This window comes from Calothrix sp. NIES-2098 (assembly GCF_963875125.1).
Taxonomy (GTDB): Bacteria; Cyanobacteriota; Cyanobacteriia; order Cyanobacteriales; family Nostocaceae; genus Aulosira.
Genome location: NZ_CAWNKJ010000001.1, coordinates 3092807 through 3117057, shown reverse-complemented (window position 1 = coordinate 3117057; position 24251 = coordinate 3092807). Strand labels below are relative to the sequence as shown.

General features: G+C 42.2%; 18 protein-coding genes. 7 read left to right on the top strand and 11 right to left on the bottom strand.

Annotation, left to right across the window (positions count from 1 at the left end):
- Nucleotides 1-149 precede the first annotated feature (149 nt).
- Nucleotides 150-1616 carry an aminotransferase class I/II-fold pyridoxal phosphate-dependent enzyme gene (locus AACU33_RS13090; RefSeq protein WP_096589027.1) on the bottom strand — a complete coding sequence of 489 codons (1467 nt, stop codon included), beginning with the start codon at nucleotides 1614-1616 and terminating at the stop codon, nucleotides 150-152.
- A 50-nt stretch (nucleotides 1617-1666) separates the two neighbouring features.
- Nucleotides 1667-2038 carry a hypothetical protein gene (locus AACU33_RS13085; protein ID WP_096589026.1) on the bottom strand — a complete coding sequence of 124 codons (372 nt, stop codon included), beginning with the start codon at nucleotides 2036-2038 and terminating at the stop codon, nucleotides 1667-1669.
- Nucleotides 2039-2189: 151 nt separating this feature from the next.
- Here AACU33_RS13085 and AACU33_RS13080 point away from each other — a divergent pair, with 151 nt between their 5' ends.
- Both AACU33_RS13080 and AACU33_RS13075 read left to right on the top strand, forming a co-directional pair.
- The gene (locus tag AACU33_RS13080; RefSeq protein WP_096589024.1) at nucleotides 2190-3761 is read left to right on the top strand and encodes an alkaline phosphatase D family protein; all 1572 of its coding nucleotides are present in this window, start codon (nucleotides 2190-2192) and stop codon (nucleotides 3759-3761) included.
- Between the two features lie 163 nt (nucleotides 3762-3924).
- Nucleotides 3925-4146, top strand: a complete 222-nt coding sequence (locus AACU33_RS13075) for a hypothetical protein (protein ID WP_096589022.1) — start codon at nucleotides 3925-3927, stop codon at nucleotides 4144-4146.
- 866 nt (nucleotides 4147-5012) lie between these two features.
- Here the strand turns inward: AACU33_RS13075 and AACU33_RS13070 are convergent.
- A complete protein-coding gene (locus tag AACU33_RS13070) occupies nucleotides 5013-7259 on the bottom strand; it encodes a GAF domain-containing protein (RefSeq protein WP_096589020.1) in 2247 nt (748 codons plus the stop codon).
- 363 nt (nucleotides 7260-7622) lie between these two features.
- Nucleotides 7623-8180 carry a Uma2 family endonuclease gene (locus AACU33_RS13065; protein WP_096595242.1) on the bottom strand — a complete coding sequence of 186 codons (558 nt, stop codon included), beginning with the start codon at nucleotides 8178-8180 and terminating at the stop codon, nucleotides 7623-7625.
- 120 nt (nucleotides 8181-8300) lie between these two features.
- On the opposite strand from AACU33_RS13065, the gene AACU33_RS13060 reads away from it, so the two are divergent.
- From AACU33_RS13060 to AACU33_RS13050, 3 genes are all read left to right on the top strand, one after another.
- Complete coding sequence (locus AACU33_RS13060) at nucleotides 8301-8570, top strand: glutaredoxin family protein (RefSeq protein ID WP_096589018.1); 270 nt, start codon at nucleotides 8301-8303, stop codon at nucleotides 8568-8570.
- Nucleotides 8571-8617: 47 nt separating this feature from the next.
- Nucleotides 8618-10120: a UDP-N-acetylmuramoyl-L-alanyl-D-glutamate--2,6-diaminopimelate ligase gene (locus tag AACU33_RS13055; RefSeq protein WP_096589016.1), complete on the top strand. Its 1503-nt coding sequence runs from the start codon at nucleotides 8618-8620 to the stop codon at nucleotides 10118-10120.
- Between the two features lie 424 nt (nucleotides 10121-10544).
- Entirely contained in the window at nucleotides 10545-11954 is a 1410-nt protein-coding gene (locus AACU33_RS13050; RefSeq protein ID WP_096589014.1) for a DICT sensory domain-containing protein, read from the top strand.
- Nucleotides 11955-12069: 115 nt separating this feature from the next.
- Here the strand turns inward: AACU33_RS13050 and AACU33_RS13045 are convergent, their stop codons facing one another.
- The 6 genes from AACU33_RS13045 to AACU33_RS13020 form a co-directional block, all read right to left on the bottom strand.
- On the bottom strand, nucleotides 12070-13956 hold the full coding sequence (locus AACU33_RS13045) for a flavin monoamine oxidase family protein (RefSeq protein WP_096589012.1): 1887 nt from the start codon (nucleotides 13954-13956) through the stop codon (nucleotides 12070-12072).
- Between the two features lie 405 nt (nucleotides 13957-14361).
- A complete protein-coding gene (locus AACU33_RS13040) occupies nucleotides 14362-15255 on the bottom strand; it encodes a heavy metal-binding domain-containing protein (protein ID WP_339375977.1) in 894 nt (297 codons plus the stop codon).
- Nucleotides 15256-15263: 8 nt separating this feature from the next.
- Nucleotides 15264-16388 carry a heavy metal-binding domain-containing protein gene (locus tag AACU33_RS13035; RefSeq protein ID WP_096589010.1) on the bottom strand — a complete coding sequence of 375 codons (1125 nt, stop codon included), beginning with the start codon at nucleotides 16386-16388 and terminating at the stop codon, nucleotides 15264-15266.
- 7 nt (nucleotides 16389-16395) lie between these two features.
- Complete coding sequence (locus AACU33_RS13030; protein WP_096589008.1) at nucleotides 16396-16785, bottom strand: hypothetical protein; 390 nt, start codon at nucleotides 16783-16785, stop codon at nucleotides 16396-16398.
- A 276-nt stretch (nucleotides 16786-17061) separates the two neighbouring features.
- On the bottom strand, nucleotides 17062-18477 hold the full coding sequence (locus tag AACU33_RS13025; RefSeq protein WP_096589006.1) for a sensor histidine kinase: 1416 nt from the start codon (nucleotides 18475-18477) through the stop codon (nucleotides 17062-17064).
- A gap of 207 nt (nucleotides 18478-18684) precedes the next feature.
- Entirely contained in the window at nucleotides 18685-20193 is a 1509-nt protein-coding gene (locus tag AACU33_RS13020) for a hydroxysqualene dehydroxylase (protein ID WP_096589005.1), read from the bottom strand.
- Nucleotides 20194-20505: 312 nt separating this feature from the next.
- Here AACU33_RS13020 and AACU33_RS13015 point away from each other — a divergent pair, with 312 nt between their 5' ends.
- The gene (locus AACU33_RS13015; protein ID WP_096589003.1) at nucleotides 20506-21408 is read left to right on the top strand and encodes a class I SAM-dependent methyltransferase; all 903 of its coding nucleotides are present in this window, start codon (nucleotides 20506-20508) and stop codon (nucleotides 21406-21408) included.
- Between the two features lie 149 nt (nucleotides 21409-21557).
- Here AACU33_RS13015 and AACU33_RS13010 read toward each other — a convergent pair whose 3' ends face one another.
- Complete coding sequence (locus AACU33_RS13010; protein ID WP_096589001.1) at nucleotides 21558-21941, bottom strand: Crp/Fnr family transcriptional regulator; 384 nt, start codon at nucleotides 21939-21941, stop codon at nucleotides 21558-21560.
- Between the two features lie 343 nt (nucleotides 21942-22284).
- Between AACU33_RS13010 and AACU33_RS13005 the strand changes: the two genes are divergently transcribed.
- The gene (locus AACU33_RS13005) at nucleotides 22285-24174 is read left to right on the top strand and encodes a lipoxygenase family protein (protein WP_096588999.1); all 1890 of its coding nucleotides are present in this window, start codon (nucleotides 22285-22287) and stop codon (nucleotides 24172-24174) included.
- Nucleotides 24175-24251: the final 77 nt, after the last annotated feature.

Genomic DNA, 24251 nt, shown 5'->3' with positions numbered 1-24251 from the left:
TGTGTGCGTTAAATCTACTCGTACAATCATTAGGACTTACGCAATTGGCATACTAAATAAAGGTTAGAGTGGTCAACAGTCAATAGTCTATAGTCCACAAGTCTCAACTTAAATCACTAGACACTTGCGTAAGTCATAAAGTAACGTCTCTACAATTTGAGAACTTTCAGGGATGTGAGGCTGAAATCTTGGCAACCAGTAATCAATCCACCTCTGGCTTGGATGTATCGCAAATATTCAATTGCAGGTTTGGTAATTAATTCTCCCGGCATTAACACGGGTATTCCTGGGGGATAGGGACAGACGATTTCTGCACAGATGCGATCGCTCGTTTTTTCTAGAGGTAAAGTTTCTGTAGGTGTGAAAAAAGCTTCACGGGGAGAAATTTGCACAGTATGACCCAGATTAAAAGTATCATCCCATAAAATTAGCTTGTTTTTTTCATCTGGGGGTGGGGCGATCTCAACCAAGGTAGTAAAACCTTGAATTAATTGCTCAATATCAGCTTGGATATTGCCGAGACTAATAATAAATGTGAGATGTTGCAGCGATGAAAATTCAGCCGTAACGCCTAATTTTTCATCCAAGATTTCCTCAGCCTCAAATCCGGTTAAACCTAAGCCAGAAACGGTGACAGTGAGGCGTGTTCTATCCAAAGCTACAAAGCCAGGTGTTTGACTGTGGGGAATCTCTAAAATTGATAATCCAGGAATTTGGCTAATTTTAGTTCTGGCTAGATCCGCCAGTCGCAAAGTCCGAGACATTAACTGCTTGCCATCCATTGCCATTTGCTGACGCGCAGCATCAAGGGAGGCTAAAAGTACATAACTGGGGCTGGTAGACTGGACTAATTGCAAAGCTTTCGTTACACAGTCAATATTTATCCTGTTGCCTTGAACGTGCAGCATGGAAGCTTGCGTCATTGCACCCAGCGTTTTGTGGATGGATTGTACTGTTAAATCTGCACCTGCTGTTAAGGCTGGGGTAGGTAATTCGGGATGAAAGGCAAAGTGTGCGCCGTGGGCTTCATCCACGAGTAATGGGATATTGTATTGATGAGTAATTTGAGCGATCGCTGCTAAATCTCCACACACACCGTAATATGTGGGATAAACTGCCAACACCGCTTTGGCATCGGGATGCTGTTGTAGAGCAGCTTGCACAGCAGTTGGTGTAATACTGTGGGCAATATCTAAAACTGCGTCATATTCAGGATTGAGAAAAATCGGTATCGCACCGGAAAGAATTAAACCAGCGATCGCAGAAGAATGCACATTTCGCGGCAGGATAATTTTATCACCCGTGCCACAAGTAGCGAGAATAGCTGCTTCTATACCACAGGTAGAACCATTGACCAAAAACCATGTTTGTGCAGCACCAAAAGCTTCAGCTGCTAGTTGTTGCGCCTGTTGAATTACTCCTTGGGGTGCAAACAGATTATCTAAATCTCCTAACTCTGTTAAATCAACGCCAAATACAGCTTTACCTAGCAAATCAGCCAAAGGTTGAGCAATTCCCTGTCCGCGCTTATGTCCGGGAGTATAGAAAGGAGCGTGGGGACTTGTTGCACAAGCTTTTAAAGCGTCTATTAATGGCGTTTGATTTTGATTGAGCATTTTGGAGAAAAAACCGCAGAGAATGTGAAGAGAATCTACAACACTGCCAATTATCCTGTGAAGCGTCTATCTAGGTTCGCCTGGGTTCCAGACCGTTCTCTACCTGGTCTTACCCAAGCAATATCTTGATGAGAATCACGTGTCATTTGTGCATCTCGCTCTGCGTCACTTTCAAATCCACCGCGAGTTGAAAATCCTACATTATTTCGGGGACTTGTAAACATATGGTAGACAACAACCGCCTCTGTTTTCCCAAAAAGATATTGCTGTGCGAGCAAGTCTGCACCTCGCGCATCTCCCACAATAAAGCTTTGATTTTGTTCTAGAGCATTATCAATCAAACAGCGGTAGTGCAAATCAAATTCTGCCTGTGTTAAGTCGAGGTGTCCGCTGATAAAATTGACGATTTGCTTATCTACCATAGAGTATTTTGAGAATTTACGCCAAAGATACGCCTTTTAGTCAGAAAGTAATGATTTTATAGCCAAAATTAACATTATATTAAACGTTGCTTGATTGGGCGTTGTTAGGTTCGACTATAAAAACAGAGAAACTTTTTGACGAGGGGTGAATATGGAATTCATGCATTGCGATCGCCTACTCAAGCATCGTTGCAGACGCCGGAGTTTTTTGTTAGGTGCAGGATTATTCACAGGGTTAGCGATGACTAGCCAATGGCGTCCAGCAATAGCAAAACCTAAGCTTTCTGGCTATCCGTTTAGCCTCGGTGTCGCCTCTGGCGATCCTTTACCGGATGGTGTGGTGTTATGGACGCGACTAGCTCCCAATCCCCTCAATGGTGGGGGAATGCCATTAGAAAATGTTGTAGTGCGGTGGGAAGTTGCGCTTGATGACAATATGAAAAAAGTTGTGCAAAAAGGTAAAGCCTTAGCAACTCCAGAACTAGCACATTCAGTACACGTTGATGTGCGTGGGTTGGAGCCTGAGCGTTGGTACTGGTATCAGTTTAGAGTAGGTGATGAAGTTAGTCCCATTGGACGAACTCGCACAGCTGGCGCATTCCACCGTTCTCTCAAACAGCTTAACTTTGCCTTTGTTTCCTGCCAAGATTGGCAAAACGGCTATTACACAGCTTATCGACATCTAGCTGAAGAAGAACTTGATTTGGTTGTGCATCTTGGTGACTATATTTACGAATCCGCCTCCCAACCCGGAGGAGCACGCCAACATAACAGTCCGGAAACCTTCTCCCTTATCGACTATCGTAACCGTTACGCTTTATACAAGACCGACTCGAATCTGCAAGCGGCTCATGCTGCCTTTCCTTGGATAGTAACGTGGGACGATCATGACGTTGATGACAACTACGCTAACTTAATACCTGGAGATAACCAAACTCAGGAAGCATTTGTAATTAGGCGAGCTAATGCTTATCAAGCATACTACGAACATATGCCATTACGGGAGTCTTCTCTGCCCAACAAGTCAAATATGCAACTTTATCGGCGGTTGACTTTCGGTGATTTGGCTGAGTTCAATGTCTTGGATACCCGCCAGTATCGCACTGACCAACCTTGTAATGACGGAATAAAACCCCGTTGCGTCCAAGCTTTTGATGCCAATGCTACGATGACGGGGAAAGAGCAAGAGCAGTGGTTATTTCAAGGGTTAGATAAATCGCGATCGCGTTGGAATGTAATAGCTCAACAAACTATGCTAGCTGAATATGATTTCGATCCTCGCCCCGATATCGGAGTATTCATCATGGATCAGTGGGATGGCTACGTAGCAGCGCGAAATCGACTCTTGAACTTTCTGCAACAGCGCCAACCTTCCAACCCAGTGGTAATTACCGGAGACTTCCACGCTAGTTGGGTACACGACCTCAAAGCAGACTTCAACAACCCAGCCTCCATTACAGTTGGTACAGAGTTTGTCGGAACCTCAATCTCCTCTGATTTTCCTGCCGAATTTATCGCCCCAGTTCAAGCCGCCTTAATAGATAATCCTCACACAAAATTCTTTGATGGCGCTTCTCGCGGCTACGTCCGCTGCAAGCTGACGCCAGAACGCTGGCAGAGCGATTACCGTGCTGTATCAACTATCATTAGTCCTAATGCTTCTATTAGTACTCTAGCTTCGTTTGTAGTACAAAACGGGCAACCAGGCGCACAACGGGCATAAATCTCGTAGTGGAATGACACGACTAAAGTTGTGCATTAAATTTTAATGACAACCTTCGCCAGTTATTTTTAATTACGCCTACCACTTAGCTATTTAGGGAGATGTCAGTAGCTTAAATTGTCATCTAGGTTGGGAAGGTCGAGTAATTTAATTGAGACTTTCCATGATTAAACCTATTGCTATTTCTATACCCGAACCTGGAATTCCCAATCCCGTACCAAATCCCCTACCCAGTCCTGAACCCGTACCAGAGCCAAACATTCCCCAACCCATACCGGGTCCTGTACCCGAACCCGTACCTGCGCCTATTCCCCAGCCTGTACCCGGGCCGATTCCGCAAACAGTTCCCGAACCAATACCCCAAACAATTCCTGAACCTGTTTAATTTATCTGGTTGACACTCTCACCACTTGAATTTTGTGGTTTACAACGGCTACAACCTTTACTAGATAAAGATTCTAAGTTGTTGTTCTAGGCTAAAACGTTATTTACAATACTCCTCTAAGTAAGTCGGTATAAATAATCATCACTTGTTTGTAGTCGCGCTTTAGCGCTAAAGCGCGACTACGAGCCAAATACAGAGATTGTACTTTTCTTTACATAGTTTGGTTTTTTCTCACCGACTTACTTATCATCTTTTCCAAAATCGTCCTAGCAAAATAGTAGTTCCGGCGGTAGCCTCAAAATTTTATTAGCGCACCATCAATCGAACTACTATCTTCAGGGCGGTTTTAATTGCTTCCCATAGCCTCAAATCTTCCCTCTTTATCTTGATTTTCGTCAGCGATTCACCTTTGCCAGTATTTTTATGTAAGTAAATGCCACAGCATTTACTAAGAAACATTACGTAATTTTAATTTTTTCCGTATATATATGGATATAAAATACCGATATTGATATTCTTAATGAATCCTTAACTTTACAGGGATTTCAATAAAATGAACGACTCTAAAACCTCAGGTAATTTGGGTGTATCTATATTTATGGGCGCTATCATCATGTTGACAAGCGCTAGCATTATCACCATCATGAGCGTGTTTTAATAAAACTACAACAATATTTAGCAAATAAACTTTACAAAGCTCCTCTCAAAGCAAGAGGGGCTTTTACAATTTGTAATTTTTATGTTTAGCGATCGCCTACAGTTATGTGAAGAAAAGTTATCTATATGAAATAGACAAAGGAGTAGCATCTGAGCTTCTCCCCTGCTCCCTCTCCCTCTCCCTCTGCCCCTCTGCCGCTTCTAATGCCCTATTCTCTATAATCCTCAGCAGATTTCATCGGTATCGCATCCTCGTAAGAAAAATTGCGTAACGATAACATCATCGAGTTGATGCGTTCAACTTGTAATTTCATTGATAACAAGATTTTAGGTAGCTTGTTGATGAGAAAATGCAGATTTATGGATTGTGCGCGATCGCTAATTTCACCGTCGGGTTCAGGATAGTGCAACTGATACAAACGCAACATTTCTAACAGTTTTTGGGTGCTATAGCTGATGTCAGATAGACTGGTGGAGATATAGTTAACAGGATTTTTGATTTCGTGTGCTACACCCAGCGCCCATAGTCCTAAGCTGGACATTTTTTCACTTTTAATTAGTTGTGCTTGTGTATTTTTGATTTGTTCGAGAGCTTGAGCTAGCTGTTCAGCTTGCGCTGTAGCAGCAGATTCCGCAGCCAGACTGGTTTCGTAGAGTTGTGCGTGCTGAATGGCAAGAACGGCTTCATCTGCGAGATGTTGTAACAAATCCATTTCTGCATCGCGCCAATTTCTCGGAGCAAAACACTCATGGGCAATAATTAAACCCCATAACTGCGTACCCATCTTGATTGGTACAATGAGATTTGCTTTAATCTGAAGACTCAATAAAAACTCTCGATGGCAGGGAGTTAAATCTTCTGAGGTTGTATTGTTGATGGCTCGCACTCTTCCGCGCAAGTAAAGACGGGCAGATTCTTCAGGAAAGCATTCTAATGGTGTTTTCATTCCTAAAAGAGAACGCAAGTTACTGCCTGCATCTTCAACAATCACTTCACCTTCTAACTCGCCAAGAATTTTGTAAATCAATACCCGATCTGTTTTCAGCAACTTCCGCACTTCCTGTACGAGAGTTTGCAAGGTAAGCTTATAGTCTAGATTGCTACGTATTTGATCGGAAACTTGCTTAACTATCCTCGTCAGATCTAAAGCCTGTTGTAATTGGGCTGTGCGCTCTTCTACTAAACTTTTTAGATTGGCATTCAGCATTCGCACTTCATGATACATTTGCTGTTGCTGAATTGCGATCGCAAATTGATCCGCTAGAGCTCGCCCGATTGAGATTTCTTCAGGTTTCCACTCAGGTGCTTGTCCTTTTTTTTGCTCTAGCCAAGCTGCAAATGAAAGCTGAGGTAGCCTTTGTTGCTCATTCGGATCGCGATGTCCTGCCCACAATATTTCCCTATCAAATTCAGGACGAAAAATAGTTAAAATGCCGATAAAAGTTTGACGGTAGCTAAGGGGAATGATTAACATACCGCGAATCTTAGTTGGCTGGAATAGGGGAGCCAGTTCTTGCCAATGAGGTTCTTTGTAGAGATCGTTAATTGCCCAGATGTTACCTGTTTTACACTCAACCATCCAGTCTTGCCATAGTGGATGCTGTTCTAGAACAATGTTTGCTAGCCCCTCTGATAGTATTGGTTGGTCGCCCCACGTGTATAATTCTGCACTTTGCTCAATGTAAATTCTACCGCCTATGCCATCCAAGGCTGCAATAGTTGCTTCTAGTGCGGTTTGGAATTGAATTGTCGGTGAGGCGTGTAACAGCGTCGTCAGGCGGTTGGTAATAGCTTCTCGCTCCTGTTCTGCACGAACTTGGTTGAGTAGGTAACTTTGAGCGATTGCCACTGAGATTTGATCTGCTACTTGCTGCACTAATTGCAGTTCTGGTTTCCCCACGGTGCGGGGTGTACTGTGGTGCGATACCAACAATCCCCACAGTCGCGGTTTTGCTGATTGCTCTTTCGGGTCGTGATGTAAAATTGGCACCACTAGCGAAGATTGCACGCCCATTGCTGTTAAGTATTGAATATGGCAAGGATCTACTGCTCGGTAGTAGAGATTCTCATTACTGAGAGATTTTCCTGTTTCTGGGCTGTCTAAGGGCGATAGTCCAATTCGCCCGCTAGCCACATTCACGATTGAACGCTGACGCGCTCGTAAAAACAGATCGCGTGCTTCTTGGGGAATATCACTAGCTGGAAAGTGCAGCCCCAACAGTGATGGTAGTTGCTGTTTATGTATAGATTCAGCTACGACTTCTCCACTACCGTCGCTGTCAAATTGATACACCATTACTCGATCTGTGCCCAAAAATCCACGGATTTCTGCAACACTTGTCGTTAATATCTCTTTCAGTTCGAGTGATTGCCTAATTCGGGTTGTTATTCGATGTAGCAAACTTTCTTCGGCAATTCTTGTTTCTAAATCATGTGAGTACTCAGTAAATTTCATTCAGTAAAATTACCTTCATAGTTGTATAAAAAGGTAGATGCACTTAAACGTGTGTAACTGGTAAAGCCTGCTAATTATGTTAATTGAAATTACATGCTTAGATATTTTTGCACATTATAAAAATTTATATACAATATGATTTGATTTTATACGTAAAAGAATACCTTAATTTTGGTTGAATATACTAAGGCTGGAAGCGTTGCACTTTTGAGGCGATCGCGCGCTGAAATATTTGGCTAATGATAGAAATAGTCAATTATCACTATCGAAAATTATTAACAAATGTATCAGCTATGTTATCAAAACCTGATAATTAGGCGATCGCTCACAACCAAGAGTAATAAAGCCCTTGTTTCAAAATGTTTAGGGAATTCCTGCTTGTTGAAAAATTTGTTGCGGTGTAATTTGCAGCCATGCAAACAGAGAATCTTCTAAACTATCTTCACCGCTTTTTGTTTGAGGTCGTGCATCAGGATAAAAAATAGTTATTGTTTTAGCTCTCGCATCCACAACCCAAACTCTCATGACACCTGCATCGAGATAATCTGTAGCTTTGGCGCTCATTTCACCAAAGCTTTGGTCGGGAGAGATAATTTCAATAACTAAGTCTGGAGGTATAGGACAGGGTTCATCTTCGATTAGCTCACTTGCCAACCGAGAATAAGAGACATAAAGTAAATCTGGTATCGGCACCCAATCCCTACCCTGACGTTTTAAAGTAACTGCCCACTCAATACCAACCTCACCAAGATTTTGCGCTCCCAGTAATAAAAGCGTGTAAATTGCGCCTGTTAGCCGAGAATGGAATCTTTTGGGTGACATTTTGGCTTTTGCTTCGCCATCGACTAATTCGTAAGTGATATCCTCTTCTGGTAGCGCGAGGAATTCTTGTAGTGTAATTTGAGATTTAATTTGAGTCATAGTGATCGCATCTCTTGTGACTCTATTTGCAGCTAGTTTAATTAAACGTATCATCAATTTCAAACTGTCAGCGCCTACGATCGCTTGTAGAAATGAGAATTGTCGCGGGGATGTCAGCAAATGCGATTAATTTTATATAGCAAACCAGGATGTCATTTATGCGAGGGGTTACAGGAAAAGTTAGAGAAAATCCAAAATCTGGCGTTGGAGTTGGAAATTCGCGATATTACCACTCGTGAGGATTGGTTTTTGGCGTATCAGTATGAGGTGCCAGTTTTATATTTATCAAACCCAGCAGATACTAACGAGAAACCTTTGCCACGTCCTTCACCTCGTGCTAGCGTGCAGCAGTTGGAGCAAATGCTGCGTAAGTATTTATCAAATGATTAAAATAATGCAGAATAAGCGCAAGAAAAGCGGGTGACGAGGTTCACAACATGAAACTGCGGGAATTACTAGCAGCGATAGACAGTGTAGAGCAATTACCTAAGCATCCTGCGTTGGCGGATGCAGAAGTGCAGGGCTTGAAAACCAATTCCCATGCGTGTGGTGTGGGAGATTTGTTTATTGGGATGCCAGGAACAAGGGTAGATGGGGGAGAATTTTGGCAAAGTGCGATCGCATCGGGTGCGGTAGCAGCAGTTGTATCTCCCCAAGCTGTGCAGAAAAATCCTCCCACTAGCGAGGCTGTTGTCATTAGCGCTAGCGATATGACTAAAGCCTGCGCCCAATTAGCAGGTGCTTTTTACGGTTATCCCGGACGAAAACTCAAACTAGTGGGTGTTACCGGAACTAACGGTAAAACCACAACTACACACTTGATTGAATTTCTGTTGGGGAAAGCAAATCAACCCACAGCTTTGATGGGGACTCTTTATACGCGCTGGCCGGGTTTTGCCGAAACGGCTGTCCACACTACACCGTTCGCGGTGGAACTGCAACAGCAGCTAGCACAAGCTGTAGATGCTGGTTGTGAGTATGGGGTGATGGAAGTTAGTTCCCATGCTTTGGCTCAAGGTCGCGTGTTGGGTTGTGAGTTTGAGGTGGCGGTGTTTAGCAATCTCACCCAAGACCACCTAGACTTTCACCGCGATATGGAAGATTATTTTGCGGCAAAAGCATTATTGTTTAGTCCAGATTATCTCAAAGGACGGGCAATAATTAATGCTGATGACCCTTATGGTAAGCGATTAATTGGCGCGTTGAGTCCAGAAAAAGTTTGGAGTTACAGCGTTAACAATGCCAATGCTGACTTTTGGATGAGCGATCTCAATTACGAGCCTAACGGTGTGAGTGGGACATTACATACACCTAAGGGGAATGTAGCTTTTCGTTCGCCTTTAGTTGGTCAATACAATTTAGAAAATCTGTTAGCAGCAGTTGGTGCAGTTTTACACTTGGGTTTAGATTTACAGTTAGTTGCAGCTGCAATCTCTGAATTTCCTGGGGTTCCCGGACGGATGGAACGAGTACAGGTAATTCCCAATCAAGACATCAGCGTGATTGTGGATTATGCCCACACACCAGACAGTTTGGAGAATCTCCTGAAAGCGGCTCGTCCGTTTATTCCTGGGAAGATGATTTGTGTGTTTGGTTGTGGTGGCGATCGCGATCGCACTAAACGCCCGAAAATGGGGAAAATAGCTGCCGAATTAGCTGATGTAGCCGTGGTGACTTCAGATAATCCCCGTACAGAAGACCCACAAAAGATTTTACAAGATATTTTGGCCGGAATTCCTGAAACGATTCATCCCACAGTGATTGGCGATCGCGCTGCTGCAATTCGCACTGCAATTTTACAAGCACAACCAGGCGATGGAGTGTTACTTGCTGGTAAAGGTCATGAAGATTACCAAATTCTCGGTACAGAAAAAATCCACTTTGACGATCGAGAACACGCACGCGCAGCTTTACAAGAAAGACTAAAAATTCAAAATTAATTAAGAATTCCATTTCTTGTTAGGGACGCTATTGCTGTACGGCTTGGCGGAAGTAAAGCAACCATTCAAAATCGATGAAAAGCTTACGGAGTATGCATTTTCCATTTTGGATTTTGGATTTTGAATTCCGCACAGCGGTACTAGCGTCCCTATGACTGAAACCATTAGGGATAGGAGAATTTTAGTTTATAGATAAACGCTAATAATGAATTTTCAATTCTCAACTTATTTCACCTCAAATGTGCTTGCGACATCATATAGTAAATGCTACACTCCATTAGTTTTATAATTGATATTCCAGAATTCATAATTAATATTAATTTTCTTAGCTTTCTGGTAACTAAGGTAAACATCAGGGTGAAAAGCAAAGACATAATTATCTTTTCCTTTATCCTTCTCTATCCCTCCTGCTTGTGCTTAACTCATGAATGATTCTCAGGCTCAGGATCTGTCAATTTATCAGTTAGCTTTGGCAATGCAAGCGCCTCCCCAAGGATTACCCTTCAGTCCTGGTACTCTGCTATCACTACTCAGATCACAAATTGACTTACTAATTGAGCAGAAAATTGCAGCAACCTTATGGGTAAAGCTACCGCCAGGAAAAATTTGGCGATCGGAATTAATTCGCTATCAATCCGCAATGGATGTTTCTGCTGTCATTTATAACTGTCAGATTGATGAGAGGCGCAAACAAGAAGCAACAGAGAGTACATATCTGAGCCAAGCGTTTGATGACTTAGTTATTAAGTTAATCCCAAATAGATATTTACAAAGAGAATACTTTTTTATAGCCTTGTCACCACAATTTTGTAGTCTAATTTTGGCTCATCGACCGCCAAAAAGACGAAGAACTAACGTTTTAAAGAAGGGAAATGCGAGAAAAAATATCCCTTTATTGGCGATAACTACAGTGGAAGGCAGAGTAATTCAGCGAGTGCTAGATGGTATTAAACAAGCAAGAACGCCAGAATCAGCCTCGATACTCCAGGCAGATTATCTTTGCCCTAGCGTACCAGAATCAGCACTGATGAATCAGCTGTTAGTCAAACAAGCCAAGCGACAAGATGAAATTAATCATCAATTGATGACAAAACGCAGCGCCAAGTTGCAGCAGCAAAATCAAAAACTCTACAAAAAAGCACAAATTAAAGACGATTACTTAAGCAATGCGTGTCAGGAGTTGCGTACACCTCTCACCCATATGAAAACAGCATTGTCGTTGTTAAATTCTCCGACGTTGAAGCCTCCCCAACGGCAACGTTATTTACAAATGTTAAATACCCAGTGCGATCGCCAGAATTCTTTAATTAGTGGTTTATTAGATTTGGTGCATCTAGAGCGCAATTTACAAGAATCGCCTTTAGAAGCGGTATGTTTGGCAGATATTGTTCCAGGGATAGTTAGTACCTACCAGCCTGTAGCCCAGGAAAAAGGCATTATGCTAGCCTACACAGTCCCCTCAGAACTACCATCTGTGTGGTGTGTAAATGGCGGTTTAAGACTAATTTTGATTAATTTGCTGCATAACAGCATAAAATTTACCCCTAGCGGCGGGCAAGTGTGGGTGCGATCGCGCTTGCATGGCGATCGGGTGCAACTAGAAGTCCGCGATACAGGTATTGGTATAGCGGAAACTGAAATTCCGAAAATCTTTGACAGCTTTTATCGTGTGCGTTCTGGCACAACAGATGAATCTAGCGGGCCGGGATTGGGGTTAACAGTTGTACAGCAGTTACTTTGGCGTTGCGGTGGTTTTATTTCTGTGAGAAGTAAGCTCAATGAAGGTTCAGCTTTTATTGTGAATTTAGCCATTGTCCGCGATCGCCCAGTTTAAGGGACTTGCAAACAAAAATATTCTGTTGCTTTTTGGGGAAGAGAGCAGAGAGAGCAGAGGAGCAGGGGAGAAATAACTATTGCTTATTCCCTTCTTGCCCCATGCCCCATACCTTTTAGATATGATATGAACTGAAATTTGAGAGTAATTCTCTCATCTGCCCTTCACCACTAGCTGTATTATCTCGTTCCTCTTGAGCTTCCATCGATTTCAACACGTTCTGAGCAGAACGCAAAGCACCTTCAATAAATCCTTGGTTATCAGAGTAAGCTTCTCCGCAGATATGAATATTTTTATGCTTGTAGCGATCGTTAAGTAGGCTAAAGGCTCTCAAACGTACCATCACCTCTCCAGACTTTACATTAGGTCGCCACGCATGACACGCAGCGCCAAAAGGAGCCTTTCCCCAATCATGAATGCCAAAGTCTTCAATGGTTCCCTTTAGATCTTCAACAATTTTTTGAGCTGATTGGTCGAGAAAACATTGCGGATAATTGGGGAAGATGCTGCTTTGAGAAAGATCATCAGCCTGCTTTTCTATCTCAAAGCCATCAGCAAGGTATTTAAAAAACTGCTCAACTAATCTCAAATCTCCTCTGATTTCTGCTTGCTCATGATATTCGGGATTCAAGATATAATCTTTCCAATATTCTCCTGCTGGGCGATCGGTATAAACCATCACCATACCTTTGCCATTTTTGTTGAACACGGAAAAGTCTTCTTGTCGGATAAAATACTCGTGGCTTTTGCGGTAAGGCGTATAGTAAATTATCCAGCCCTTACCGTTCTTTTTCTTGTCAACGGTCATATCATCAGGAAGTTCTATTCCCGCATCAATAAATTCACTCCGCATCTGTTGGGAAATGATTCCTTCATTGAGTTGGGCTTCATATTGCTGTTTTCTGTCTTGAGAAAGCTGAAGAGAATGTTCCTGATAATAATGCACTTCTCTTGTGGGAAGCGTATAAGCTCCAGTTTGCGGTTGCGTATCTTCATCCCACCAAGGGCTATCAGTCACAAAAAAGACTTTGAGCAGGGGAATGGCAATTACGGAATCTAAAGCTTTGCGGATAGTTTCTGGGAAATATGGTGACAAACGCAGCAATGCAGTTTTCGGTAAAGCTAAAATTACGTTTTTAGCTAGAACTTCTTCGATTTCTCCTTGAAAATAAAGCCTGACGAATTCACCTTCAGAACTTATTGCTTTCAAAGCATGGTTGTTTTTTCGGGTAAGATTGCTAAATTCATCAAGTTTTTTCAGCAGTTTCTCCGTAATTTGTGCTGAACCGCCTTTGATTCCTACCAATCTATCGTTGGGTTGCAAACCACGCAGCCAGAAAATAATCCATTCAATCGCATTGGGGTTTTCGGAAACAAAGTGATAAAAATTCCCCATATCTCTAATCTTCAAAATCGCCCGATGACTCAAAGCATCGCTCAAAGCGTTCCAAAAGCCGCGAGTATACAAGAGTTGACCATTAGGTTTACCACCTTGTCTAGCAGTTTGACGCAGAATGTCGTAGTCATACTCTGGCGCAATTGCAGGTTCTTGTTGCTCGAATTTGGCAATCTCATTGTCCATTTCCTGCTTGGACATCCCATTTCTGTACAATCCCAAAATTTTTAAAATTCCCATTCGTAGCAGATTTAAAGGATCTTCCTGCCATCTTTGTTCTTCAGGGTCTTGGATATTATAATCAGGCCATTTGGGTTTAGAAGATTGATATTGTGGGAAAGGAGAATATTCTAGCTGCAATTCATCGAGCAAATTATTGAGAAAACGTTGTCCTTTTTCCTCAAACCTCATCGGCCCAAATTCAGCTTTAAATTCTTTACCTTTTCCCATTCTTACTGTTTCAATACATCCTCCCCAACGATGGGATTTTTCAAATAAAGCAACCTGTTGATTTCTTTGTGCTAGTCTTAAACTGCAATACATTCCTGCGATCCCACCACCTATAATTACGGTATCGTAGGTTGAAATTTCTCGATTTTGTACCATTGTATTTTTAGAAAAATAAAATAAATAACTCACCTTGTTGTCACCAACAAAGTGAAAACTTGTCTATGAATTTCATAGAGAAATTTGAGATTGGTATCAGTACTATATGACTGTTTATAATTATTTTATCTTCTAAAATTTCAAAATACGATTGACTAAAATATCTTAATATGATATTAACAATCACAATAAATTGAGTTAAAAGCCTGATTTTCTATCAAATCTGCTCGATTAATGATAATTCTCGCATCTATGCAAAAAACGTAGAGTCCTATTTATCTTTGCTCCCTGAGCAGATATTAGAGAACTTCTGTTGTTTGATCATCTTGAGCCATACTGATTTCTATAGTGGAGTGAGAATTGATGATTGGCTTTTTGAAAGCAGGACAAGGTGTGATGAACTAATTAATGGTCAGTGCTAGGTGGTGCTAACACAGTATTAATCTGTGTAGGTGGGTCATTTAACGAGAGAGTTAAATGAGGTGTGGGAATATGATGGTCGCTGCGGGTAGGTATAACTGCTGTACCAACAGCAAAAAACTCAATTACATGGGAACTCCAAGAATATTGATGCTCGTGAATATTCGCGCCAATAATTCCTTCAGCTTGCAGTTGAGATGCTTCAACTTGCATTCTTTCCATCGCTAATTCGCGTGCATCATATAATGCTTGGGTAAAATTGGTCATCTCTACATTTTTGCCAATATTTCTAAACCACTGTCCCAACCCTTGATAAGCAACATGATAGACGCAGTTACCCATGACTAAACCCAGAGGACGATAGCCAGCTCTTAGAAGCGTCCAAAAATCTTGACCGGATAGGTCGCTGGTAAAAGGTTTGCCTGCAAAAGTACGATAAGAAGTTGCGGTATTAGTTGCCTTGACTGCGGTACCAATGGCTACAAACTCCGCCATATTCGGTTCCCAAGTCATGTGTTTAGCACTCAGACGCACTCCAACAATACCATCTGCGTCTAAGGCTTCTGCTTCTTCCTGCATCCGACTCATAGCTAATTCACGAGCATGATACATTGCTTGGGAAAGCACAGTCATTTCCATATTTTGGTTAATGTTAGCCCATTGAAAGCCGATGTGATACATCGAACAGCCAACTACTAACCCTACTGGCTCAAAACCAGCTTCTTTGACTAATAGGAACTCATTGACTGAGAGGTCGCTGGTAAATAAATTACTTTGCTTGCCGCCCTTTTGCATCATTGTTAAGCGTTCGCGGGCGTGTTCTGGTAAGTCGGCAGCGATCGCCGGATTATGATGAGGTTGAGGAACTTGGTTTGTCATAATTAAATTTACTGTTGAGAAAGTGGGTAGAAAACTAGAGTTTTACTAACTGGGTTTTCTTGTGGCAATTCATCTTCAACAATGGCAGTACCAATGGCAACAAAATTAGTCAGGATGTCGCGGAAGGGGCCGTTATTCCCAAGGATGCTGTTGAAAACCGCGAAAATAATATTGATAGTGAAACTAAGGAATAACAACACAAAACTCACACCCGCAGCAGTGCCTTGACCGGCGATAATTGCGCCAAAACAAGCAATAAACAGACCAACAGTAAAAAAAGCTAAAAAGCAGCCTAAAGGTGACTGAGGCTGATAGGTAATAATTTCTTCGCTCTTTTCGATGTGCATTCCGACTGCACCCTTAGCCTCTAATTGACTGATTTCTGCGGAGAGTCGCATTACTGCTAATTCCCGTGCATCTTGGAAACCTTGAGTAAACTGGGTTAATTCTTGGTTACGCCTGCCTTGACCAAATAAACGATTCCAAGCAGAGTTATTCATTAAGGCGCGAGTAGTGCGATCGCTATGCACATAATAAGAACAAGCACCGAATACTAAACCTTTCGGCCAATAACCAGCTTGACGCAGTTGCCAAAATTCCTGTCCGCTTAAGTCACTGGTAAAAGGTTTATTTGTTGGTGGACGGTTAGGTATGCGAATTGCCGTTCCAATAGCCGTAAATTCCACCATCCCTATGCCCCAGACTTGACGACGCTGATGCAGACGTACTCCAATAATGCCATGAGCGCCTAACATTGCTGCTTCTGCCTGCATTCTACTCACAGCCAGTTCTCTTACAGCTATTTGAGCTTGAGTTAAAGCTTCTACCTCTCCTGTTTGGTTACGATAGCCCCAAAAATAACCATAAAATCCGACTTTATAAAAGCTAGTTCCCATCACCAAACCGAGAGGTTCACAACCAGCTTCACGGGTGAGTAAATATTCGTTGGTACTTAAATCGCTAGTGAAGAAAGATTTGCCAGACTTTTTCTGAATATCTTTGTGTCGTTTGAGGCGATGAGTAGGAATATTAAACGCAGCCGTGGTAACTTGAGAATTCTGTCGAGATATAGAACTTACTCCCGACTTGCTAGCATTCCAAATCTTGTTAACGAGTTTTGCGAATAATCCCATACAGCTTTTAGCCCAAAATAAACTTACTCAAAGCTTCGCGCATCTCGGTATTGCGAGATGATACTTGAACTAATGCTGCTGCTACTGCTTGACGCCATTCTGTAACCGAAACTTCGGTAGTTTTAATTTTGACACCGCCTACTATTTTCATAACTTTAGCTGTAATACTGCCGTAGCGATCGCGGTTGATTTGGTAGTGATAATCGTCAAAGCAGAGGGTAACTGCTGTCACCGCACCTAAACCAAACCATTGACGTTGCACTTGTGTATTTTGAGGCAGAGCGCGTCGCAACTTGAAAGCCAATAATTTTAAGATATCTCTTGTTTCCTGGCGTTCAATTGTCAGGGCAGCAGAAAGAATCTCTACTTGTAGTTCTTGGTCGAAATTATCTGTCATTGAGTCAGTGTTCTTGCTAGGTGCAATGAATCCAATTTAACTCTCTCTTGGTTAAATTGGGGTAATCAACACCAGCCCTGACAACGCGAACGAATGAACTAATGAATAGAAGGTTATAATACTGTCTTATTGTAAAAACTACAGCTTGAAAAGCTTATTAATTCGTAAGCCCTGTCAAGTGATATCTAAAAAAGCCCGTTTTCTTCGTGTTCTTCGTGCTTTTGCCTTTGTGGTTTAAAATATGCGATCGCCCAAAGCTGACTGCGCTCCAGGCAATTACCATTGCTTTGTGCTAACTTCCAATGGTAAGAAAATAGTCATTACTTCCCCATGTTGCGGACGCTGACGTACAATCAGCTTGCCACCAATCGCTTGAAATAGATGCTTAGTTGCTGAGATATTCAGGCTAATTGTCCCTGTTTCGGGTTGGAACATGAGCAATTGACCCAAAGCTTTGCGAATGGGTGGGGTTGTTGCTGGGGTAGCTTTACTAGTATCTGTGCATTGCGGTTGCGGCGATAGTTGTAACTTTAGTTGATCGCCAGCCGGAATTACCTGCACTTGAATATGGCTACCAGCAGGTAAGCTGCGGGTAAAATTCTCAATCAAATTAGTCAGCACCCGATCCAACATTGTCGGGTTACTCACTACTGTTGGTAGTTGTTGCGGTAAAACCACATCCAAAGTTAAGTTGCGGCGATTTGCTGCTTGTTGCCAACGCGGAATACTCTGCTGCAATACTCGATCGAGAGACATGGGCGTTAGTTGAGTATGCGCAGGCTTCGCTGAATTAGATGTTTCTAGTTCTGCTGCTTTAAATAGCAACTCCATGCGATCGATTTGCTCGGTACACTCGTGGTCGATAACTTCTAGACGACTAATGACATTAGCAGGTAAGTCTCGCCGCTTCAGTAGCAAGCGAGTCATGGTGCGAATCGTAGTCAACGGAGTGCGAACTTCATGGGCAAAAGCCTGGAGTAATTCCACATCTGGTCGGGAACTAGCAGATGTCGCAACCGCAACAGGAGGTGAAGCGGGGACATTCTCCTTATCTGGTTCTGGTGCAAATTCTTGCAGCAACAACTGACTAAACTGCATCACTGTGCGATAATCTGGCGCTACTGGCGCAAATTTTTGTACTGATGCATCCAAATCAGCAAAAAAATCTGGGTTAGTCAGCATTACTCTTGCGCCTAAAGCCCGCCAAGCTTGCTGAACTATCTCTGGTTCAAAGGAAAATAAAAATGTTTTTTGGCCGCTGTTTTGTTCTGCCAAAACCAGTACTAAGCTAAATTTATCTGTAAAAACTAAGCAGAATTGTTCTGTTCCCAAAGGATCGGCAGGTAGTAAGGGTAGCACTGATTCATGCGGCGCAATTTCCTCTGCCATTTCTAAAGGAATCGGCATTTCAAACGGCATCAGTGCCAAAGGATTAAATGGCTTGGCTGTGAATGTTACTGTTTGTAAGTTCTGAGTGAGTGTTGGTTGACCAAACAGGGGTGCTGGTGCGGCTAAAACTAATCCCTGATTGGCATCAGATGCAGCATTTGCTAAAGTACTGATGAGCAACTGTTCTGTTGCTGCTAGGCTGATGCGCCACTGCCACTCTGCTTTTGCTGGTGAAGATTCAGCCGCGGTTGGCTGACTTTCAGCTAAAATTTCTCTCAGACTTGGCAAGATCCATTCGTACACAGGTTTTCACCCCTTGGTTGGAAAGCGACTTACAGCAACTAAGTTTTCACTACTTACTTACGAGGTTATAGCCATTTGCGTGCTGATGACAGTCGTATAACCGAACAAGATAGGCGCAATTTCCCCTGAGATTTGATGAAAATTTTGTAAGGACGCAACAATGTTGTGTCCTGAGATCGTGTGTGGCGTATCGTTTAACAGTAGGTGTTAAGGCAACCAAAATTCAGGCAAAATAGATTTAGTTAACTGACGAACTGTTTGATTGAGCGATCGCGCTACTTGTATATGTGCCTCATCTGCTTCTACAGGTAAAATCTGCGATCGCTGACCCTTCCCTAAATAAGACACTACCAAATTCGCAGCTTCTAAACCCGTAACATAAGCCTTTTCCTGCGACCATGAGCCGTGACGGTTAATAATCCAATCCCCACTCATAAACACATTTGCCAAACTTGTCTTGGCAGGTAACATATGACGATAACTTCCAGGTGCAAAATGTGTAACTGCATTTGGTAAACGAATTACACTGCTGTCAATTACTTTTGCATCTCTAAACTCTGGTACACAAGTTGCTAAATAACGTTGGACTATTGCCACAATATCCTCATCACTCAAATTGAGAAACTGATTTGCATGATAGAAATCAGCTTCAATTACCGTTCCTGGTTCATTGTTATATTCATCATGCAGTGTATTTAAATCAAAAAATGTCCAACCTGTAGTAGCATCAAATCCAAAACACGCATTAGAAGGACGGGGAATATTAATTTTGCGGTCAAACCATAAGCGAGTTGCTAAAACATCAATTGCTCCTAAATTATTTATATTCCGAAATTCTTCCCGACTTTGTAAGCTAGGGCTGTTAGCAACAATTTTCTTCATTCCCGTGACGCCAACCGCAAAAATTACAGCGTCAGCATCGAATACTTCATTATCACAAACTACACCTGTTGCCCGATTATTATCATCAACAATCAAGTCAGTAACTCGCCGCTTTGATAAAACTTTGGCACCAGCTTTTTCAATTCTTTCTACCCAAGGACGAAATATCTTTTCTCCTACAGTTCCCCGACACCAAACCACATCAAAATCAGATTGGTGAGCCAGAATGAAAAAGTACAGCATTCCTAAAGTTGCGGCGGCTGAACATTGTTCCCCAGGCGCAAACAAGCCTACTAATAACATTGGTTCAAACGCTTCTTTATACAGTCGCGCCGAAACCCCAAAATCTTTAAATAATTCCCGCGCCGTGACAAAATCGTAACGCCGCCAAGCATCATGTGAATTATCAAAATCAACCACAGAGTAAAGTAAAGGTAAGGCACTCAAACGGTCAATTAATGGCAAACGCTGAAACTGAGTGTAGAGAAAAGTTCCTAGGGGTGAGGGGAGTCGCGGTAACTCTTGAAAAATTGGCGATTCCACTTCCAAACCCGCAGGGGAATATTGCGCAGAACGAGTCCAAGATGTAAAAGGATTAATACCTAACTCATGAATTAAGGCAAAAATATTGCGATACGGATACCAAAACCCATGTATACCAGCTTCTACAGAACGTCCTGCGGATGTTTTCCACCCAGCAACTAATCCCCCAGGATAAGGCCCTGCTTCGAGAAGCGTTACATCGTATCCTTGTTTTGCCAAGTGGTAAGTTGCACCTAAACCAGCCCAACCTGCTCCTACCACCACTACCCGTTGTTGTGACCCTTCATTCATTCCAGCACAGTCTCCAAGAATTCCAGTCTATATTTAAATTTAAAGTATTTGTAAACCGATTTAAGCCTTTCAGCGTAAATCTACTGACAAAGTATAATTTTTTGATTTTATATGATTTAGCAAATATTGTTTTTTAACAAATTTATTGGCAGCAGACCACCGCGTTTTTGAGTAATTATTAAAAGTAGCAATAATTTTGTAATTAGTTTATGTATTTTTGATTAATGTAAGTAAATAAAATGACGCTTGCACTTAATCAGGGGTTAGGAGTATAACAAGAAAAATAGCTAGCTATACATCAAAAATACTCTTATGACTCAATTAGCAAAATCCGGAAGTAGCTTAAGCGAATTTCAGCTTCGGGATGGCATTTATTTTCCTAAGAACTACGAACAGTTAAATAGTACTGAACATAAACAAAAATGGGATGCTATTGGTAAGACTTACTATGGTTCCCAAAAAATTGAGCAAGTTCCAGAAACATCACCCATTAAACAAGATTACACCTTATTAGGTGGTAGACCTGGTGGCACTTGGAATAAATTCCCCATGAATAAATCTGTTGATTCTATTCTGGAGATTGGTTGTGGTTACGGTCGTGCGCCATTGCATCTTTCAATAGAAAAAAATCTCAGATGTCAAAAATACTTTGCTATTGATATCTCTGAATCTTTATTACGGCGCTTAATTAGAGTTAAACAAGAATATGATTTTTTCCCAGGCGCACAATTTAATATAATTTGCAATTCTGCCGAAATCTTACCTTTAGAAGATAATTCTGTAGATTTAGTAATTTCTAACTGTGTATTTATGCATATCCCAGATTTGCAGTTAAGAAATTTATTGTCTGAAATATTTCGAGTATTAAAACCTGGTGGAAGTTTTGTTTTTAATCATTCTTTCCATAACAAGGCTTGTCCTTCTCACATTATCCATAATTTTATTAGAAGTATAAATATCTTTAGTAAAAACCCGATTTATCTCAAGCAATATTCAGCCGTTGAAATTCAGGAAATGTTGAATGCTGCTGGTATAAAAACCAAGTGTCCGCAATATATAGTGGAACCAACAACAGAATATGCAATCTTACCAGAAACGATCAAAGGGATTCCACTACCGTTTGCGAAAGCGATTAATAGAAGCCTGAAGCCTGCGGATGCTTGGAAAGAGACGTTGGCTTATGGCTTTAGTGCCTACAGCGATCCACTTGAGTAAGCGATAAAATAGTTACGGCATTCTGAAATTATTTTGAAACCATTGTTAGACAGTGGTTTCTTTTGTTTTATACGAACTGATTTTGCGATCGCACTTTCTACCATATTGAGGCGATCGCCTAAAATATCTTAAATAATCCCAACTCTCAATTAGACTGTCAGACTGGAGAGTTGTTGCTCAACACGAGTCAGACGTTCTGAGTAATTTTTCATCACTTGCAGGGCGAACATCGGAGTTTCTTGAACTGCAAACAGAAACCTTTGTTCGTCAAGGAAAGCAAGTTGACAATCTGTTTTGGCAATAGCTGTATAAGTTCTATTTTTTACTCCTACCAAGGCTCCAATCGCAAACACTTCTCCAGATGCGATCGTTTCTACCACCTTGCCATCGACTAATATATCAACCTCGCCTTCGATAACGCCATACATACAATCGCCTGGTTCTCCGGCTTGAAATATCACTTGTCCTGCGGAAAATACTTTAGGATCTGGTTGTTTTTGAAAGATAGCGAGAGTTTGTACGGGATTTAACATGAAAACGTCCCTGCGATTGCTTGTTTTTCTACCTATGTTTTGCATCAGGCTAGCTGCGATGCTCTTTGGCTAGGGTAAAACAAGCAAGGTTAATAAAGGGTTAATCTCTGGTAAAGCATAATTTTAAGTTTGTTGCCAATATTTTTACAATAGCTACATAATTAGTGGAAATTTATACAGGAGTCTTATCCCCTACAAATTTTTGCAACACAACCTATCAATAATAGCCACTTGGGCAGAATAATTCGATAAGCTCTACAAGACAGAGTTAGTCCATCCCATCCACCTCATCAACGCAAAGAATATTTGAAGTTCTCTTTGAACAGTACATACAAGAAGATCCATGACTGCTTCACCACAAAACAATTCAATAATTCCCGTTATTGCAAGCCTGGAGGTTGCTAGGCAGGAATATCAATATAACTACACCCATATTCCACCGATCGCGATGGTGGATGAGCTTCCTACTAGGGAACGGTTCTCTACGAACTGGTATTTTTTGTTAGCCCAGCAGTTACGCAATCTTTTTGTTAATACTTTGATTACCAACCGAGGCAATCGCGGTTCCAAGTCGATTCGCGATGATGTCAAAATGTTTATCTTGGAAGCCATACTCAAGGGAGCGATACCGTTCAATGTCAGTATTGTTGCGCGAGTTCTGCAAATTATCCCGCAGTTTTTAGTTAAAGGAATATCTAAAGATTTTCACGAACTTGACGATCTGTTGTTCTCTATTCTCAAAGAAAACGGACTCGTAATCCTTAGAGATGCGCTCAATCGCGTCATTGAGTTGCTGTATGAAGGACATCCCACAGGTCATGTAGCTAGCCTGAACGATTATGAAAGGTTGTTTCCCGTAATTGAAGTTCCGAAGATTGGCAAAACTTTCCAAGAAGATAGAGTGTTTGCCTATATGCGAGTAGCTGGCTACAATCCCGTGATGATTCAGCGAGTCACTAGCTTGAGCGATCGCTTTCCAGTCACAGACGAACATTACCAAGCCGTAATGGGAACTGATGATTCATTACAAGCCGCTGGGGAAGAAGGCAGACTTTACCTCACAGATTATGGAATTTTCGAGGGGGCGCTCAACGGTACATATCCCCAAAAACAAAAATATGTTTATGCACCCCTAGCACTGTTTGCTTTACCCAAAGGCTCAGATCCTTCTCGCTTACTGCGCCCAGTCGCCATACAATGCGGCCAAACTCCAGGCCCCGATTACCCCATTATCACCCCTAAATCGGGTAAATATGCTTGGCTGTTTGCCAAAACTATTGTGCAAATAGCAGATGCCAACTTTCACGAACCTGTCACCCACCTAGCCCGAACTCACCTGTTCGTTGGTGCTTTTGTCATGGCCACCCAGCGCCAGCTACCAGCCAATCATCCCCTGGGCATACTGCTACGTGCCCATTTTGAGGGCACTTTAGCAATTAACGATGCCGCCCAACGGATTTTAATCGCTCGTGGCGGTGGGGTAGATAGATTGCTCTCATCAACAATTGATAACTCGCGGGTTTTAGCAGTGCGCGGCTTGCAAAGCTATGGCTTCAATAGCGCCATGTTACGCAAGCAATTTCAGCAGCGCGGTGTAGACGATCCGAAATTGCTACCTGTGTATCCTTACCGGGATGATGCATTGTTAGTCTGGGATGCGATTCATGGATGGGTTGCGGACTACCTAAACCTTTACTACGCTACAGATAACGACATTCAGAATGATGCAGCCCTGCAAAAGTGGGCAACTGAAGTCCAAGCTTACGATGGTGGTCGCATCAGCGATTTTGGCGAAGATGGACGTATCCAGACGCGAGAATATCTAATAGATGCCGCTACGCTAATTATTTTTACCGCCAGCGCTCAACATGCGGCAGTGAACTTTCCTCAGAAAGATTTGATGGGCTATGCCGCAGCCTTACCATTGGCTGGTTATTTGCCAGCTTCAACTCTCAAAGGAGACGTGACTGAGCAAGACTACTTAAATTTACTCTCACCCTTAGACCAGGCACAACGGCAATACAACTTACTCGGTTTATTAGGTGCTGTATATTACAACAGACTAGGGGAATATCCAGAGGGATACTTTAGCGATCGCCGCGTACAACCTTTGTTGCAGACATTCCAAACAAATCTCCAGCAGGTTGAACATACCATCAATCAGCGCAACTTGAACCGTCCCGCCTATGAATATCTGCTCCCTTCTAAAATTCCGCAGAGTATTAATATCTAATTGTCATTGGTCATTGGTCATTTGTCATTTCTCCCTTATCCCCCTGCTCCCTGCTCCCTGCCCCTCTGCCTCCCCTA

What these genes read in the sequence shown, in the direction of transcription:
- AACU33_RS13090 (WP_096589027.1), bottom strand. Translation starts at nt 1,616, where the DNA reads ATGCTCAATCAAAATCAAACGCCATTAATAGACGCTTTAAAAGCTTGT.
- AACU33_RS13085 (WP_096589026.1), bottom strand. Translation starts at nt 2,038, where the DNA reads ATGGTAGATAAGCAAATCGTCAATTTTATCAGCGGACACCTCGACTTA.
- AACU33_RS13080 (WP_096589024.1), top strand. Translation starts at nt 2,190, where the DNA reads ATGGAATTCATGCATTGCGATCGCCTACTCAAGCATCGTTGCAGACGC.
- AACU33_RS13075 (WP_096589022.1), top strand. Translation starts at nt 3,925, where the DNA reads ATGATTAAACCTATTGCTATTTCTATACCCGAACCTGGAATTCCCAAT.
- AACU33_RS13070 (WP_096589020.1), bottom strand. Translation starts at nt 7,259, where the DNA reads ATGAAATTTACTGAGTACTCACATGATTTAGAAACAAGAATTGCCGAA.
- AACU33_RS13065 (WP_096595242.1), bottom strand. Translation starts at nt 8,180, where the DNA reads ATGACTCAAATTAAATCTCAAATTACACTACAAGAATTCCTCGCGCTA.
- AACU33_RS13060 (WP_096589018.1), top strand. Translation starts at nt 8,301, where the DNA reads ATGCGATTAATTTTATATAGCAAACCAGGATGTCATTTATGCGAGGGG.
- AACU33_RS13055 (WP_096589016.1), top strand. Translation starts at nt 8,618, where the DNA reads ATGAAACTGCGGGAATTACTAGCAGCGATAGACAGTGTAGAGCAATTA.
- AACU33_RS13050 (WP_096589014.1), top strand. Translation starts at nt 10,545, where the DNA reads ATGAATGATTCTCAGGCTCAGGATCTGTCAATTTATCAGTTAGCTTTG.
- AACU33_RS13045 (WP_096589012.1), bottom strand. Translation starts at nt 13,956, where the DNA reads ATGGTACAAAATCGAGAAATTTCAACCTACGATACCGTAATTATAGGT.
- AACU33_RS13040 (WP_339375977.1), bottom strand. Translation starts at nt 15,255, where the DNA reads ATGACAAACCAAGTTCCTCAACCTCATCATAATCCGGCGATCGCTGCC.
- AACU33_RS13035 (WP_096589010.1), bottom strand. Translation starts at nt 16,388, where the DNA reads ATGGGATTATTCGCAAAACTCGTTAACAAGATTTGGAATGCTAGCAAG.
- AACU33_RS13030 (WP_096589008.1), bottom strand. Translation starts at nt 16,785, where the DNA reads ATGACAGATAATTTCGACCAAGAACTACAAGTAGAGATTCTTTCTGCT.
- AACU33_RS13020 (WP_096589005.1), bottom strand. Translation starts at nt 20,193, where the DNA reads ATGAATGAAGGGTCACAACAACGGGTAGTGGTGGTAGGAGCAGGTTGG.
- AACU33_RS13015 (WP_096589003.1), top strand. Translation starts at nt 20,506, where the DNA reads ATGACTCAATTAGCAAAATCCGGAAGTAGCTTAAGCGAATTTCAGCTT.
- AACU33_RS13010 (WP_096589001.1), bottom strand. Translation starts at nt 21,941, where the DNA reads ATGTTAAATCCCGTACAAACTCTCGCTATCTTTCAAAAACAACCAGAT.
- AACU33_RS13005 (WP_096588999.1), top strand. Translation starts at nt 22,285, where the DNA reads ATGACTGCTTCACCACAAAACAATTCAATAATTCCCGTTATTGCAAGC.